Consider the following 15,755-nt stretch of genomic DNA (forward strand, 5'->3'; position numbering starts at 1 on the left):
AGGCGTAATTATAAGAAGTCCCGACCCAGACGGGATGCGCCGGGAAGCTAAAGAGACGGGGCCCCCAGACCCCGCGTTAACGACGAGGATGAAGTTATGGATCGAAATCTCGCGCTTGAAACCGTTCGTGTGACCGAGGCCGCAGCACTTGCCTGTTCCGGGCTTATGGGGCGCGGTGATGAAAAAGCAGCCGATCAGGCCGCCGTTGATGCGATGCGTAATGCGCTCAACAGCATGGATATTCGCGGCACTGTCGTGATCGGCGAAGGCGAACGTGACGAAGCCCCGATGCTTTATATCGGTGAAGAAGTCGGTTCGGGCAAAGGCCCGGAAATTGACATCGCGCTTGATCCGCTTGAAGGCACAACCATCTGTGCAACCGGCGGCCCGAACTCTTTGGCGGTTGTTGCCATGGCGGAAAAAGGCGGGTTCCTGAACGCGCCGGATACCTATATGGAAAAAATCGCAGTTGGCGGTGGTTTGCCCGATGATGTTGTCGATCTTGACGCCAGCCCGGCCGAAAACCTGACAAGCCTTGCACGTGCCAAGGGGTGTGATGTTTCCGACCTTGTTGTTTGCATTCTGGATCGCCCACGCCATCAGGACATCATTGCCAAAACCCGCGAAGCGGGCGCACGCATCATGTTGATCGGTGATGGTGATGTGGCCGGTGTTATTGCGACCTCGCAGAAAACATCGGGCATTGATCTTTACATGGGTACCGGTGGCGCGCCAGAAGGTGTTCTTGCCGCAGCCGCCCTTCGTTGTATCGGTGGTCAGTTTCAGGGCCGTCTTGTTTTCCGTAATGATGACGAGATCGCACGCGCCAAGAAATGGGGCATCGAAGACCTTAACCGCAAATACAAATTGGTCGACCTTGCCAAGGGCAATGTGATGTTTGCGGCAACCGGTGTAACCGATGGCGCAATGTTGCGCGGTGTGCGCCGTTTTGCCAATGGGGCCGAAACCGAAAGCATCGTGATGCGCTCGCAATCGGGCACGGTCCGTTATGTGCGCGCCGTTCATGATTTCAGCCGGAAAATTTGGTACAAGTAATCAGTTTTTGTCGATTGCGGAATAAAGGGAGTGCCTTTGCACTCCCTTTATTCGTTTATGGCTTGCGGGCCGGGGCGGACTGCGCTACATCCTCCGCCCCCTTGAAAATGAAACGCCTTTGCCGGAGCACAGCATGTCGGAAATAATCGCCCTTGATTTTGGTACGACCAACTCGGTGCTTGCCGTGGCTGATAGCAACGGTAATGTGCGTTCTGCGACCTTTGAAGTCGGGCAGAACAGTTTCGATACCTATCGCACCATCCTGTATTTCTGGGAAGAACAGGAACTGACCGCACCGGGCGCGCCGACGCATCTGCAAAGTCGCTCTGGCCCGTTTGCGATCAATGAATATCTCAAGGAAAGCCATGATTGCCGTCTGATCCAGTCGATGAAATCCTACCTTGCGGCCAAGAATTTTGACGGGACGGATATCTTTGGCGCGACTTATTCGATCGAAGACTTGATCGCGACATTCCTAACCCAAATCCATCATCTGGCGCAGGACAGTCTGGGCTGGTTGGGGCAACGGGTAATTTCCGGCCGTCCTGTCGCCTTTGCGGGCAGCAACCCGGATAATGATTTTGCCGAAATGCGCCTGCGCAGTGCTTATGAGCAGGCCGGTTTTGACGTTGAAGCCATGGTCTATGAACCTTTGGCCGCGTCCTATTATTACGGGCGCGAACTTGATAAACCTGAAACCGTACTGGTGGCAGACTTTGGCGGCGGGACCAGTGACTTTTCACTGATTCGCTTTACGCCGGGGCTTGGTATGCGCGGTGTGCAGCCACTGGCCCATACCGGCCTTGGGGTGGCGGGTGACCGGTTTGATTATCGCATCATCCAAAAAGCCGTCTGGCCGCGCCTTGGTTTCGGTTCGGACTATCGTTCGATGGGGGCGACACTTCCGGTGCCGCGTCAATATTACACGGCGTTTTCACGCTGGCATGAACTTGCCATGATGAATCAGCCCAAAACCATCAACGAAATCAAAAGCCTAATCCGTTCGGCCAGCAAGCCGGATGACATTGAAGATTTGGTGGCGATCATCGAAGAGGAAATGGGCTTCCACCTCTATCAAACCGTGTCAAAAGCCAAGGCAGAATTGTCTGACAATGAAACTGCTTTGTTGCAATTTTCTCATGGCGGTGTGGAAATCGAAGAACGTTTGACCCGTGCGGATTTCGAGGCCGCGATTGCCCCCGATATGGCCGAAATCGAAGCCGCTGCCAAACACTGCCTTGATCAGGCGGGCTTAAAGGCAGGCGATGTTTCCAAGGTGTTCATGACCGGCGGTACATCCTATGTCCCGGCCGTGCGCAAAATCTTTGAAGACGGCTTTGGTAAAGATCGCATCGAAATCGGTCAGCCGTTCTTGTCGGTGGCACACGGCTTGGCGCTGATCGCGGCGGATGAGGGGATTGTTTGATTTAAAATCCTGCCATTCGGGAGGATTTTTTTTACAAGCAAGAAAAGCTTCCATCACACTGAATTTGCAGCAGCACAATGCTTGCGAAAAATAGACCAACGGCCAAGCCGCTCAGCGCATAAAGCCAGATCGATTGCGGGTGGCGCTTAAGCACCCATGGCAGAATGCCGCCCATCAGGCACAGGGCCGGGAAGGCCAGAAGGCTGTAAAACAGCATCTGGGTGACCGGGTTGTTTTCCGATCCCGGCGTGTCAAACATCATCGGCGACATCATCACCATTGGCAGTGAAAGAAGTGCGCCAAGGATGGACAGGATCGTCAGGGTGATCCGCAGGCCTTTTTTGTGGGGCATTGGCGTATCCATTTCTTTTCTGTCGTCAGTTTGCACAGCTTTCAGGGTTCTTCAAGCCCAGCACTTAATGACAAAGTTTGTCAATAAATTTGACAATTTTTGTCATCTAGCTTTATCCTCTACCGAACAAGGAGGGTGTTGTTATGGCAACCATGAATGTTTCTTTGCCTGATTTGATGAAGGAATGGGTTGAACATCGGGCCGATACCGGACAATACAGCAACGCAAGTGACTATGTGCGCGACTTGATACGCAAAGATCAGGAGCGTCAAAAAGCAATCGGGGTTCTGCAAGCAGCCATAACCGACGGTGTTGAAAGTGGTGCGCCGCAAGCGTTCGACGCCCAAGAATTTAAATTGAGAATGCGTACGCGCCATGTTGTCCGCTAGGCCGACGCATTACTTGCTGTCGCCAAGGGCGCTGGATGACCTTGATGATGTCTGGCGCTACACGGCAGAGAACTGGTCTCTTGATCAGGCGGATACATATATTGACGGGTTAGTTGAGGTGTTCGACGCTATCGTCGCGATGCCGAATATTGCACGAGAACGACCAGAGTTCTCACCCCCCGTCCATATTCATAGCCACCAAAGTCATCTTGTTGTTTACACGATCAAGCCCGATCAGATTGTGATTTTGCGTGTTCTTGGGGGGCAACAAAACTGGCAGGAAATTTTGCGTGCACTTGAGCCGTGATCCAAAACGCTATGGTGCCGTGCAACTGATGTTTTCCACCATGCGCAATCTCCCTTTCTTTTCTGTTGGTTCAACCACATCTATCTTCAAATGTAACGGACACGGCCAAAACGGCAGGCGAAGGTCCGCGATTGAAATCAGGGAGAATGGTTGATGAATATGGAAAGTGACACGCATGTCATTGAACGGTTGACCGGGCAAATCGTACCGGCACTTTCGTTACCTGCAACCAACGGGCAGTTCGTTGATTTATCGGTCCTTGCCGGGCGCACAGTTGTCTATGCCTATCCACGGACATCAAAGCCCGGAACAGCATCACCCACTGGCTGGGATGAAATTCCCGGTGCCAAGGGCTGCACGCCACAATCTTGTTCTTTCCGTGATCATGCGACAGAGCTTTTGGCGGTTGGTGTTTCCAACCTGTTCGGGCTTTCAAGCCAGACAACCGCGTATCAGAAAGAAGCGGTCGAACGCCTGCATCTTCCCTTTGCCTTGTTGTCAGATGCCGATCATCGGTTCAAGGAAGCCATGGCGATGCCGGGTTTTGATGTCGACGGTCTGCGTCTGTTCAAACGTCTGACCATGATCCTTGAGGACGGCAAGATCAGCAAAGTTTTCTATCCCGTTACCGCACCGGCACAGGATGCCGAGAACGTTCTGCAATGGTGTCGGGATAATCCGCACGCCTGATCTTTGACGCAGGGGCGGTGAAGGCGCTTGGTGGATTTGGTCGCCGTTTTGATCATGCTGTGCGGGTAAAAAAATTATCCAGTTTAAGCAGGTCCAAGATTGCGCTATTTCATGGGGCATGACACAGCACGCGCAAGAAAAGACTTTTATGGGGATCGAGCGGTCCGTTACCGGCAAATGGTGGCGGGAACGCAATCTGGATGATCGGCTGGCGACCACAATTGCCCAGCGATTTGGTGTTCCCGAAATTGTTGGCCGGGTGATGGCGGCGCGCGATATCGGGCTGGACGATGCCGAAAGTTTCCTGAACCCGACCTTGCGCGATCTGATGCCCGATCCATCGACCTTAAAAGATATGGACAAGGCCGCCGCCCGGATTGCCGATGCGGTGATCAAGGGCGAAAATATTGCGGTCTTTGGCGATTACGACGTTGATGGCGCGACCAGCACAGCATTGTTAAAGCGGTTGTTTGCGGCCCTTGGCCGTGACGCGGTTGTGCATATCCCGGATCGACTGACCGAGGGATACGGGCCAAATAGCCCGGCTTTGCTGGAGTTACAGCGTCGCGGTGCCAATTTGATCTTAACTGTGGATTGCGGCATTAGCGCCTTTGCACCGTTGACCGATGCCAAGGAAGCCGGGATCGAAATCATCGTGGTCGATCACCACGCGGCCGAGCCGGAATTACCCCCCGCTGTGGCGGTGGTTAACCCGAACCGTCTTGATGATGAAAGCGGGCTTGGGCATTTATGTGCTGCCGGTGTGGCGTTTTTACTGTGTGTGGCGATTTTGCGCGAATTGCGCGGCCGTGGCTGGTTGGAGCAAGCGGGGATTCGTCCGCCGGATTTGCGAAATTGGCTTGATCTGGTGGCGCTGGGGACTGTTTGCGATGTGGTGCCGCTGCGCGGGCTGAACCGCGCCTTTGTGACCCAGGGCATCAAGATCATGCGCAACCGTCATAATATCGGCATGGCGTCGCTTGCCGATATTGCCGGGGTAAATGAAACGCCAAGTGCCTATCATTTGGGGTTTGTTCTGGGGCCGCGGGTCAATGCCGGGGGGCGGGTTGGCGAATCTTTCCTTGGCACGACGCTATTGTCGGGTGATGACCCCGCGCAGGCGCTTGATATCGCGCGCAAGCTTGATGAATACAACCGCGAGCGCAAGGCGATTGAGGATATTGTACTTGATCAAGCGATCTCTGCTGTCGAAAGCCAATCAAAAGTCGGGGCGATGGTTTTGGTCGGGGGCGAGGATTGGCACCCCGGTGTGATCGGGATTGTCGCCAGCCGCCTTAAAGACCGCTATCACGTGCCAGCCCTTGTAATGGGTATGGTTGATGGCGTGTATAAGGGGTCGGCGCGATCTGTCCGCGGGATTGACCTTGGGGCGGCGATCATTGCTGCACGTCAGACAGGGCTTTTAATCAATGGTGGCGGGCATGGCATGGCGGCGGGCTTTACCCTTGATCCGGAAAAGCGCCCCGAGTTTGAAGACTTCATTGAAACCCGGTTTGCCAAAATCATTGCTGAAAACGATATCCGCCCGACCATGACGGTCGATGGCGGGATGCATGCCATGGGGGCCACGGTTGACTTGATTACGGCACTCGAAAAACTGGGGCCGTTTGGCGCAGGTAATGCTGAACCCCGCTTTGTTTTTCCGGAATGCCGGGTGGTGAAATCCGATGTTGTCGGGGCTGATCATGTGCGGTGCATTTTGTCGGGCAGCAATGGCAAGGGACGGTTAAAGGCAATTGCGTTTCGAAGCCTTGATAACGATATGGGCCAGACGCTTTTGAAGCATGGCGGGCGTCCGTTGCATATCCTTGGTCATCTGCGCCGCGATAGCTGGCAGGGACGTGAAGGCGTGCAGTTGATGATTGACGATGTGGCTCTGCCGGTTCTGGGCTAGTGGCGGCACCTGTTTATGAAAGGCGCCCGGTGGCAAAGGTCATCAGGTGGCATGCCCGTGCCCCTCAATAGGGTCGCAAAAACAAGATTGCCGCGATCACAGCAGATAAGCCAGGCAACAAGGCCGCAACCGGTCATAAAGACGGGCTGCGGCCTTGTTTTGGTAGGGGGTCGTTGATCGCGATGTCAATTCAGTCCGAAACCGGCGCGATGGCGGGCGATTGCGGCGCTATCGCTTTTGATTTGTGCTGTGGCTGATCTGAATTTCTAACGCGAAAAACCTGCATCATTCTTTGCGAAAAGAACGCTGTTGTTGCCGGGTTAAGATGGCCGTGATTACCTGTGACAGGATGATGGCCATTTCGCTATGATCGCGATTATTTTCGATGTTTTCGACAATCTCATCATATGACGCGATAATATCCTGCGCAATTTGCGGACCGTTTTCAACGTCCTCGGCGGTCAGAAAACCACTGATAATTGCGATCAGGATATCGCGTTTTTTAAGTTGTGTGTCGTTTGGCGACGGGGTTGCGTGCTGTGGGGTGGTTTTGCCGTTTGCGTGGGATTGAATTTCTCCGTTTCCGGTGGCAATCCATTCAAGACTGACACCTTGTGACAAGGCAAGGCGGGTAATACCGACAAACCGGGGTTCTGATTGGGCCTGACACCAGCGGTTCAGCTGTTCGGGGATGACGCCGGCGATTTGTGCCGCGTCTTTTTTGCGATCAAACAATTCGACAACATAGCGGATACGGTCTCCCAGCGCACTGTCCAGTGCGGGCAGGGAGTTGACTATGGGCGGCCTAGCCATGCCGCGGGCTACATTTCTGAAGGGATGAGACGTGATTACCCGTTTTCCGTGAAAAACGGAAATATCGAAATTTTTTAGTTGAATATCGAATTTTTTCGTTATAAATCTTGCTCATGTTCAACTTTAACTGGCTTTTTAACCAAAGGGTTCGCTGACGTTGTTCATCTTGGGATCGGCGAAGAGTGGGCGCCGAAAGACTCGAAGACAGTATACAACATCAACAAGTTCTAAAGTTAGTTTGGTGCCGTTTTCAGGCTTATCCGTTCTTGCATGTGGCGCGTATGCGTTTACGTGACGGGGCGTTATTATCAGACTGTTGGTCCTTAAAGAGTCTAGATATGTACGGCGTCACTGGCAATCAACATGTCGGAAAATACATTGTTGAATAAACAGGTTACGCGACAATAAGTTACTTGGATCGACTTGGTTCCTTCTTTGCTGCTTGTTGTATTCCGCGGCTGACAGGGAAACGCATGCGACGGACGGGTGTCTTTTTTCAAGTCAAAGAACGGCGAAGCATCATGATCATGCGGCGCGCCATCATTGTGGCAATTTTCATTGTTGTTGCCTTGTGGTCGCATGCACCATTTTCTGCCCCGCTATCGGAAGAAAGCATCACCGAAGCACAATCGGTAAAAATATATACCGAGGATTTTGCCCCCTTTAACTATATGTCGGACGGTGGGTTGACCGGTGCCGGTGCCGAAATGGTTCGGGCGATGGCCCGCCGATTGGGCCATAATGGGAATTTTGAAGTCTTGCCGTGGAAGCGGGCCTTAAAGATCGTCAAGGGTGTGCCCGGTGCCGCCGTTTTCTCGATGGTCCGCACCGCCGAACGCGAAGACGAATTTAAGTGGGTGGGGCCGATATTGATCACCCATGGCTGGCTTTATAAAATGACCGGCAGCAAGCTTGATATCAAGGAATTGGACGACGCCCGCAAGGTTGCCGCCATTGGCGTGCAGGCGGGTGGGGCCGCAGAACAGTTTTTGCGCGCACAGGGTTTTAAAAACCTGGCTGCCCTTTATACCCCGGGAAATGCGCTGCAACTTCTTGCCAATGAGCGGATTGATCTTTGGGAAGCATCCGATCTGGTCATGGAATATCAACGCAAAAAATACAATTTCGACCTGTCCGATGTTGAGCCCGCGGTTAATCTTGGCACTTACGCGCTTTATCTTGCCTTTTCGCACCAGACACCGGATTTCGTGATCTATCCGTGGAAGCAGGCGCTTGAAGAAATGCATCGTGATGGCACATTTGCCGCAATTGGGCGCAAATACGGCATGACCGTACCCGATGATGGGGATGACATTGCCCCGGCCCCTGAATTTGAACCGATGACGCGGTAATAACGGATTCCAGGGCAAAACAGGGCTGGCATAACGGTCTTTTTGTCTTATCTGAGGAAGATTGCCGGGGCGCCTGCGCCCTAATCCGATCTCAGGGGACTTTTTTTTCATGACGACACATATCAAACCGGAACTGATCAGTTTCGATCTTTGCCCTTTTGTGCAGCGTTCGGTGATCACGCTGATTGAAAAGGACGTCGAATTTGACGTCACCTATATTGATCTGGCGAACAAGCCGCAGTGGTTTTTGGATATCTCGCCTTTGGGCAAGGTGCCGACCCTGCGTATCGGCGATCGCGTTTTGTTTGAAAGTGCGGTGATCAACGAATATCTCGACGAGGTCAATCCGCCGTCCTTCCACCCGGCAGACCCGCTTGAAAAAGCCCATAACCGGTCGTGGATCGAAGTTGGGTCGAACCAGATCATGAATGCATTTCGGATGATGATTGCGCAAACCGAACCGGATTACGAAACCCATCGCAAGGCAACCATTGCTGGTTTCAAGCAGGTCGAAGATCTGGTTCAGGGGCCGTTCTTTAATGGTCCGGAATTCTCGTTGGTGGATGCCGCATGGGCACCGCTTTTTGCCCGTCTTGCTTTGCTTGAGCGCGCTTTGGACGAGGATTATCTGCCGGGTTATCCGAATTTGCGCGGCTGGGCGGATCGTCTGGTCAAGCGTGAAAGTGTGATCCATTCGGTACCGGAAAACTTTGGTGAAAAGTTCCTGAACTATCTGAAAGCAAAGACGTATCAGGGCAATACACCGGGATATGTCGCGCAAAGGCTTGCCGAGGCTTCCTGATCGGATTATGCCAATTGGCATGATTGATCAGATAAAAACACCAAAGCAGGAAACGCACGGGGTGGGGGCCTTTATATGGATCCTTGCCCCGGTCCTGTTGGCCTTTTCGCTTAGCCAGTTTTTCCGTTCTGCCCAGGCATTGCTGGCGGAATCGCTTCGGGTTGAACTTTCCACCACCCCCGAACAGCTTGGCCTGATATCAGGCAGTTTCCATTTTGCCTTTGCCCTGATGCAAATTCCGGTCGGGGTGATGCTGGATCGGTATGGGCCGCGTCTGACCAATGGGGTGATGATGATTGTCACCGTTGTGGGCGTGATGATTTTTGCCAATGCCCATAGTGTGGTGGGATTGATGGCAGGCCAAGCGGTGATCGGCCTTGGCTGTTCTGCGGCTTTTATGGCCGCACTGGTTTTGGCATCACGCTGGGTCGCACCGGAAAAGTTCGCTGCGACATCGGGGCTGATTGTGGCCTTTAGCCTGCTGGGTGTTTTGGCGTCGGCAACGCCACTGGCGGCATTGATTGAATTTCGCGGCTGGCGCGAAGCTTATTACGGGCTGGCAGGGCTTAGTGCGCTTTCGGTTGTTCTGACGTTTGTCATGGTGCGCGATGCGCCGCCCAATCACAGTTTTCATTCCCGCAAGGGCGAAACCGTGGTCGAGGCGCTGCGCGGTATGGTGTCAGTATGGAAAAACCGGCAGGTCTGGTTTTTGATTGGGGTTGCCTTTTTCAGTTACCCGGCAATCCTGACGGTGCGGGGGCTTTGGGGCGGGCCCTATTTGCAGGATGTGTTCCATCTGGGCGCGGTTGATGTCGGCAATGTCCTTTTGGTGATGACAATTGGCATGATCATCGGGCCGCCTGCCTATGGGCAGTTGTCGCGCCTGATGGGCGGGGCGGCGCATCGGCTTATTATCTTTGCTGTTTTGGCGGCGGCTGTACTGTGCTTTTTACAGGCGCTGGTTGGCCAGACGGCTCTTGGGGTGGCCACGGTGCTTCTGGTGGCTCACGGGCTTCTGGGTAGCTGTGCAACGCTTAACTACGCCGCATCACGGGCGGCGGTGCCCGAACATCTGATCGGTCGGGCGCTGACGACGGTCAATCTGGCGACTTTTGGCGGGCTTTTTGTTCTGCAAAGCATCGCCGGGGTGATCATTGGCCGGTTTGAACCGGGCGCGTCAGAAGGTTATCAGGTAATGTTTGTCTTCCTTGGATGCGGTTTGGCGGTTGCCGGGGGGGCTTTTTGGTGGGGAACGCGCCGGCGGGCGACTTGAAATCACAGGGTTTTGCGTCTTTTGGTTTGGATCATCATGCCAAAAGGAATGCATCTGCTATGTGGTATGCGCCGATATTGGGGGAATTGCCGGGGGATCGTGGCGTGATTGTTGCTTGATCCTTGCAGTTAAACAACGATGCTTGGATTTCCCGGCTTTTGGCGTGATATGGCCCCATTTTCGGTGGGGGATTAAAAAAAACGTCACACCGGCGAAAAACGCGCTTGACCTTACCCGACCCAATCGCTAAAAACCGGCCTCGTTAACGCGCTGCGTCCCCTTCGTCTAGAGGCCTAGGACACTGCCCTTTCACGGCGGCAACAGGGGTTCGAATCCCCTAGGGGACGCCACTCGTTAACACAGACTGTTTTTGGTGACCGTGTCCCCTTCGTCTAGAGGCCTAGGACACTGCCCTTTCACGGCGGCAACAGGGGTTCGAATCCCCTAGGGGACGCCACTGAAACACAGTCCACATAAAATCGCTTTGCGATCTGCGTCCCCTTCGTCTAGAGGCCTAGGACACTGCCCTTTCACGGCGGCAACAGGGGTTCGAATCCCCTAGGGGACGCCATTTTCTTCAAAACATAGATGTTTTGACTGTACGGCTCGCACGATGGATCGGCGGGCATTTTTTGTTTTTGATCTGAAATTACCGGAACTAAAACCCAAATCGATGTTGTCGCGATGTTTTTTTATGCAGGCGATAGCGCCGTGTCAGGCTTTCGCGCAGTTGCTCGGCCGTCGGGCGCGGGATTTGCGGTATTTGGCGGGCCGGGGGCAGGGCGCTTTCGCCGGTGTCTTCGACCAGTTCGATGGGGGATGCATCGTCTGTTTCGCCGAATAAATTCGCCGGATCGGCGATTTCGGCCGGGAAAAGATCGGCAACACCGACACCCAGCAAACGATATTTTGTGCCGTCCACTTCCTTTTTCAAAAGCGTCAGCGCGGTTTCAAGGATCAAATCCTCGCGCAGGGTCGGATAGGTCAGGCGCATATTGCGCGTGCGGGTTTTGAAATCCGATGATTTTAGTTTCAGCACCACTGTGTGTCCGGCGATTTCCTTGCGGGCAAGGTCGCTTGCCACGCGCGCGGTCAGGCGTTTGGCAATATCGATCAGGTCATCAAGGGCGGCGATGTCTTCGTCAAAGGTGGTTTCCGATGACAGGCTTTTACGTTCAGTGCTTTGTTCGACCCGGCGGTTGTCCTGCCCGCGCGAGAAATGATAGAGCCGTTTGCCAATGCTGCCGTAACGGCCCTGCAGGGTGTGTATGTTGAGTTCTTGCAACTGTCCGATGGTGGTGATGCCATCGTCGTGCAACTTGCGTTCCATCGCCGGTCCAACGCCCCACATCATGCGTACCGGTTTATCGGTCAGGAACGATATGGCTTCGCCTGCACCAATGATCGAAAAGCCAAACGGCTTGTTAAGATCAGACGCGATCTTGGCAAGGAATTTGTTATAGGACAGGCCGACTGAAACCGTGATGCCGACTTCGGTTCGGATTTTTGCCTGAAGGTCGATCAGGCATTCAGCGGCCGTTTTGCCGTGTATTGCCTGTGCTTCGGTCAAATCCATAAAGGCCTCGTCAATCGACAGGGGCTCGATATCGGGTGTCACAGCGCGCATCATGTCGCGGATTTTGTAGCCTTCGCGCTGATATTTTGCCATGTCGGGTTTCAGGAATACACCGTCGGGGCAAAGTTCACGGGCCTTGAAGGCCGGCATGGCGGATCGCACGCCAAATTTGCGTGCAACATAACAGCAGGTCGCAACAACCCCGCGATGACCCCCGCCAATGATCACCGGCTGATCGATCAATTCCGGGCGGTCGCGTTTTTCAATCGAGGCATAAAAGGCATCGCAATCAAGATGGCCAATGGAAAGATCGGGTAATTCGCCATGGGCAATGCCGCGCGTGGCCCCGCAAACCGGGCAGGGCGTATAGGCCCCGGGCCCGCTTTTTGCAAGCAGCCGGTTTTCGTGGGGGCGCCATTTGTGATGGCATTCAGGGCACAGCGCATAGATCATGTCTATTTGTACCGCTTTTGTTCCCTGTCTGCCAAGGGCAGAAGTGGCGTGCAGGCTCGTCAGGTGACAGGAACTGTCAGGAGTGTGGTCGTGATCAAACCTTGGTCTGGGTGTGACCCGGCCGGGGAACCCGACCAAAGTGGTCAGAGCCCGGTTGTTGTCTGATTAAATCCCGGCCAAATCGCGGTCAAAACTCCGCCAAGTCAAGCTCGCGGTGTCCTGCCATCCGACCAATCTGGGCCGCACACAACAAAGCCGGTCGCAAGGCAACCGGCTTTGAACATAGACTGCATGCGCAAAAGGCTAGGGTTTCTTGGCTGCGGCCGCACGTTTGGCGCGGCGCTGTCGGGCGATCATATTGTCGATATAGCGCCCCTGGAACAGGGTAATGCCCAGTGACTGGCCAAATTTGATGGCTGTCGGGCTATCGCAACGGCACAGGATGACACGTTCACGGCCTGATTCTTTTACAAGGTTATCCATTTCGGAATATTTCTTGCGGATGACGTTGTCGGTCATTTCTTCGCGCCAGGCGACCTTGATGAAATCGGCCTTCAGGCTTTTGCGATCAACAAAGGACAGGGCTTCGACGCTTAGGTTATCGATCAGCACGCGATAACCGCGTTGGTGGAATTCGTCACGTACACGCAAATAGGTTTCAAGGTTCGAGAACAGATCGACCTGATTAAGTTCGATGATCACATTGCCGGGCCATTTTTTGCGCACGACTTCGTCAAATCGTTCGAAATCCCGCGAATTGAGGGTTTCCAGATTCAGGTTGATCGAGAATGAGCTGGCATGGGTTTTAAACGTTCGCTTGCACAGATAGTTCAGCATGCGTTTGTCGAGCACTTCGGTCATGTGCTGGAACAGCCATCGGTTCGATGCCAGATCGATATTAGGCATGACCGCATTGCGAAGGTCGGTGATCGAGACAAAGAATTCGTCAAAGACCGGATGCAATTCCTTGGATCCGGCGCGGGCGAAAACGCAAACCGGTTGCTGGCGGATATGTTCGGAAAGATCGGCCGAATGAATGGTTTCTTCAAGCTGGGCCAGATTTTCTGCGTTGATCGGGCTCAGGACGCTCTCTGGTTTTTGCGTCGGGCGCATATTGCGGGCTTGCTGCAACTTTTTGGCACGTACATCCAGATGTTGGCACAGAAGCAGGAATTCCTGGAATTCGGTATTCAGATTGTACCAGGTGCAGAAACCGGTTTCTTCGCTTTCGTCCTGGGACAGGGGGTCGTCGCGGAACAGATAGCGTAACGTATCAACCCCCGGCTCGACATCGGCAATCGATTTGTCTTTCCAGATAAACAGCAGATCATCATTGCTGAGGACGAAGATACGACCGACATAAAGCTTTACATAGCTTTCGAATGTATTGGTCGCGACCCGGATATGATAATCTTTTCGGTGAAAGGGTTTGAGCCGCGATAGATGAATATGTACAGCCCGGTGCCCGAACTTGCGGGGCTCCAGACGCTGGACATAGTCAAGCATCAGGTATTCCTGAAGGGCCTGTTGGCCAAATTGTTGCGGTTCAATCACTCTATCTTCCCCGAAAGAAACAGGCGCAAGTTCTAATATACTGATTTCATACAATGGTATGAGACCATCTATCAAACCATATTGTCCCTGAATGTCGTGTTAACAGATCACAATGGCGGATAGTTTGTTTTTACGAATTATATTTTGCGCCAGTATTTTTGTATCTGTTGCATGGTTTGTTGCATGGGAACAATGCTTTTAACGAATTGTTCGCAGCCATCGGGCAGACTGGGTAACTATTAGGGAACCCGATGATATTTGCGCCCGAAGCTTGACGCGCGGCTGCTAATCGTGCTCCCTGAATTGTCTTTTAATAATAGGGGGTTGGCACCATGAAGGTATCCGCAATGCGGACCGGAAATTGGCTGAAAATTAGCGGCAGGGGCCTTGCCGTTATCGGCATGGTTTCATGGGTGTCTGGCTGTGCGCCGCTGCTTGATCAGGATTTCTGGGACGAGGCAACATCGTTTGCCGATGAAAATTATACCGCCAATGGCCTGCAACAACTGGCCACCGGGGATTATGCCTCGGCGGAAAAGCTGTTTGACGAGGCCTTGCGCAAAAATCCCCAGGATGGTCACGCGCTTTTGTGGCGTTCTGTTTTGTATCAAAATACCAACCGTCCGGATCGGGCGCGTGATGGTTATGATACGCTGGTCGCAATGAACCCGCCCGGTACGGTTTTGATGACAACGGCAAACGGAACCCAACCCCGCCCGTTGCGCGATGCCGCCGAGTTTAACCTGATGCGGTTGCAGCGCGGTCTTCCCGGGTCGCTGAGCATTAATGACCAGATCGCAACCGCACCCTCAGGCCTTGGTAATACAATGCCAAGTGCGATGGCACAGCCAGCCGCAACGCCGATGGCATCCGCATCACAACCTCGCATGCGCAGTGCAGACCTGCCCGCCGGTGCCGCGCTAAGTTCCGGTGACGAAGCAATTGCCAAACGTTTTTCTATCCTGCGTGATTTACAGGCAGCCGGACTGGTAACGCCCGAAGAATATTCAGCGCGGCGTTCGGCCAATATCGGTGCGTTGTTGCCCATGAGCCAACAGGCACCGGCGGCATTTCTTGATAACCCGCCACCAGACAGCCGACAGATCGAACAGCGCCTGAACCAGCTTAACCGCGCATTGCAGATCGGGGCGATCACGGTTCAGGAACATGTTGCCGAACGGACTGCGATTCTTGATGCTCTTTTGCCAGCACAGCCGCGCCAGCGTGCAACACCGTCACCCGCACCACAGGGATTGATGGATGCCGCACGTCAGATTGCGCGTGTCGAAGACCTGTCACAGATGAAATTGATCACGCCGGATGAATTCAAACGTGAACGTGATGCGATTGAAGCGGCAATTGTCGAACCGGCACAGGCCAATGTGATGTCGCTTAATTCCGGGGAACCTGTTCGCCGGGTCGCCACCGGTGAAAGCCGTGCGGTTCAGTCGGGCGCGGACGCGGGAAAACCGTCGGAAACCGGTTCTGCTGCGATATCATCTGGCGGGAAAAGCGCGCATCTGGCATCCTATCGGAATCAGGCACAGGCAGAACGAGGCTGGCAAGTGTTGACCAAACGGTTTGGTCAACTGGCATCGTTGCAGCATGGCGTGACACGTGCCGATATTCCCGGCAAGGGAACCTATTATCGTCTGATGGCCACCGGGCTAAGCGACAGTTCAGCCAAATCGATTTGTGCCGAACTGAAACGAAGCGGTCAATTCTGCGATGTGAAATAGCTGTGAAATAGCGGCTTTATCTGGCCGTTATCCCGATTTGTGATGTGATCAATAATTC

At 53.7% G+C, this 15,755-nt stretch carries 14 protein-coding genes and 3 tRNA genes; 13 read left to right on the top strand and 4 right to left on the bottom strand.

Features of this window, described 5'->3' with window-relative positions:
• Nucleotides 1–96 precede the first annotated feature (96 nt).
• Together glpX and TALK_RS08910 are read left to right on the top strand one after the other, a co-directional pair.
• Nucleotides 97–1,056 carry a class II fructose-bisphosphatase gene (gene glpX, locus TALK_RS08905; RefSeq protein WP_085617984.1) on the top strand — a complete coding sequence of 320 codons (960 nt, stop codon included), beginning with the start codon at nucleotides 97–99 and terminating at the stop codon, nucleotides 1,054–1,056.
• Nucleotides 1,057–1,189: 133 nt separating this feature from the next.
• Nucleotides 1,190–2,482 carry an Hsp70 family protein gene (locus TALK_RS08910; RefSeq protein ID WP_085617986.1) on the top strand — a complete coding sequence of 431 codons (1,293 nt, stop codon included), beginning with the start codon at nucleotides 1,190–1,192 and terminating at the stop codon, nucleotides 2,480–2,482.
• A 31-nt stretch (nucleotides 2,483–2,513) separates the two neighbouring features.
• Here TALK_RS08910 and TALK_RS08915 read toward each other — a convergent pair whose 3' ends face one another.
• A complete protein-coding gene (locus TALK_RS08915; RefSeq protein WP_245829790.1) occupies nucleotides 2,514–2,834 on the bottom strand; it encodes a hypothetical protein in 321 nt (106 codons plus the stop codon).
• Between the two features lie 143 nt (nucleotides 2,835–2,977).
• Between TALK_RS08915 and TALK_RS08920 the strand changes: the two genes are divergently transcribed.
• From TALK_RS08920 to recJ, 4 genes are all read left to right on the top strand, one after another.
• Nucleotides 2,978–3,223 carry a type II toxin-antitoxin system ParD family antitoxin gene (locus TALK_RS08920; RefSeq protein WP_085617988.1) on the top strand — a complete coding sequence of 82 codons (246 nt, stop codon included), beginning with the start codon at nucleotides 2,978–2,980 and terminating at the stop codon, nucleotides 3,221–3,223.
• Nucleotides 3,224–3,236: 13 nt separating this feature from the next.
• A complete protein-coding gene (locus tag TALK_RS08925; RefSeq protein ID WP_169714985.1) occupies nucleotides 3,237–3,530 on the top strand; it encodes a type II toxin-antitoxin system RelE/ParE family toxin in 294 nt (97 codons plus the stop codon).
• 153 nt (nucleotides 3,531–3,683) lie between these two features.
• Nucleotides 3,684–4,220: a peroxiredoxin gene (locus TALK_RS08930; RefSeq protein ID WP_085617992.1), complete on the top strand. Its 537-nt coding sequence runs from the start codon at nucleotides 3,684–3,686 to the stop codon at nucleotides 4,218–4,220.
• A gap of 148 nt (nucleotides 4,221–4,368) precedes the next feature.
• Nucleotides 4,369–6,135: a single-stranded-DNA-specific exonuclease RecJ gene (gene recJ, locus TALK_RS08935; protein ID WP_085617994.1), complete on the top strand. Its 1,767-nt coding sequence runs from the start codon at nucleotides 4,369–4,371 to the stop codon at nucleotides 6,133–6,135.
• A gap of 285 nt (nucleotides 6,136–6,420) precedes the next feature.
• Here recJ and TALK_RS08940 read toward each other — a convergent pair whose 3' ends face one another.
• A complete protein-coding gene (locus TALK_RS08940; RefSeq protein ID WP_139833770.1) occupies nucleotides 6,421–6,948 on the bottom strand; it encodes a bacteriophage CI repressor in 528 nt (175 codons plus the stop codon).
• Between the two features lie 521 nt (nucleotides 6,949–7,469).
• Here TALK_RS08940 and TALK_RS08945 point away from each other — a divergent pair.
• The 6 genes from TALK_RS08945 (at nucleotide 7,470) to TALK_RS08970 (ending at nucleotide 10,946) form a co-directional block, all read left to right on the top strand.
• Nucleotides 7,470–8,300 carry a substrate-binding periplasmic protein gene (locus TALK_RS08945; RefSeq protein ID WP_169714986.1) on the top strand — a complete coding sequence of 277 codons (831 nt, stop codon included), beginning with the start codon at nucleotides 7,470–7,472 and terminating at the stop codon, nucleotides 8,298–8,300.
• 109 nt (nucleotides 8,301–8,409) lie between these two features.
• Nucleotides 8,410–9,102, top strand: coding sequence for a glutathione S-transferase family protein (locus tag TALK_RS08950; protein WP_085617999.1), 693 nt, complete (start codon nucleotides 8,410–8,412; stop codon nucleotides 9,100–9,102).
• A gap of 19 nt (nucleotides 9,103–9,121) precedes the next feature.
• Complete coding sequence (locus tag TALK_RS08955) at nucleotides 9,122–10,375, top strand: MFS transporter (protein ID WP_245829792.1); 1,254 nt, start codon at nucleotides 9,122–9,124, stop codon at nucleotides 10,373–10,375.
• 274 nt (nucleotides 10,376–10,649) lie between these two features.
• Nucleotides 10,650–10,725, top strand: a tRNA-Glu gene (locus TALK_RS08960).
• 31 nt (nucleotides 10,726–10,756) lie between these two features.
• A tRNA-Glu gene (locus TALK_RS08965) sits at nucleotides 10,757–10,832 on the top strand.
• Nucleotides 10,833–10,870: 38 nt separating this feature from the next.
• Nucleotides 10,871–10,946, top strand: a tRNA-Glu gene (locus TALK_RS08970).
• Between the two features lie 87 nt (nucleotides 10,947–11,033).
• On the opposite strand, the gene TALK_RS08975 is transcribed toward TALK_RS08970, so the two are convergent.
• The gene (locus tag TALK_RS08975; RefSeq protein WP_085618003.1) at nucleotides 11,034–12,404 is read right to left on the bottom strand and encodes a DNA polymerase IV; all 1,371 of its coding nucleotides are present in this window, start codon (nucleotides 12,402–12,404) and stop codon (nucleotides 11,034–11,036) included.
• A 303-nt stretch (nucleotides 12,405–12,707) separates the two neighbouring features.
• On the bottom strand, nucleotides 12,708–13,958 hold the full coding sequence (locus tag TALK_RS08980) for an EAL domain-containing protein (protein WP_085618005.1): 1,251 nt from the start codon (nucleotides 13,956–13,958) through the stop codon (nucleotides 12,708–12,710).
• Between the two features lie 332 nt (nucleotides 13,959–14,290).
• On the opposite strand from TALK_RS08980, the gene TALK_RS08985 reads away from it, so the two are divergent.
• Entirely contained in the window at nucleotides 14,291–15,697 is a 1,407-nt protein-coding gene (locus TALK_RS08985; protein ID WP_085618007.1) for a tetratricopeptide repeat protein, read from the top strand.
• Nucleotides 15,698–15,755 lie beyond the last annotated feature (58 nt).

This window comes from Thalassospira alkalitolerans (genome assembly GCF_002115745.1).
In the GTDB taxonomy this organism is placed as follows: domain Bacteria; phylum Pseudomonadota; class Alphaproteobacteria; order Rhodospirillales; family Thalassospiraceae; genus Thalassospira; species Thalassospira alkalitolerans.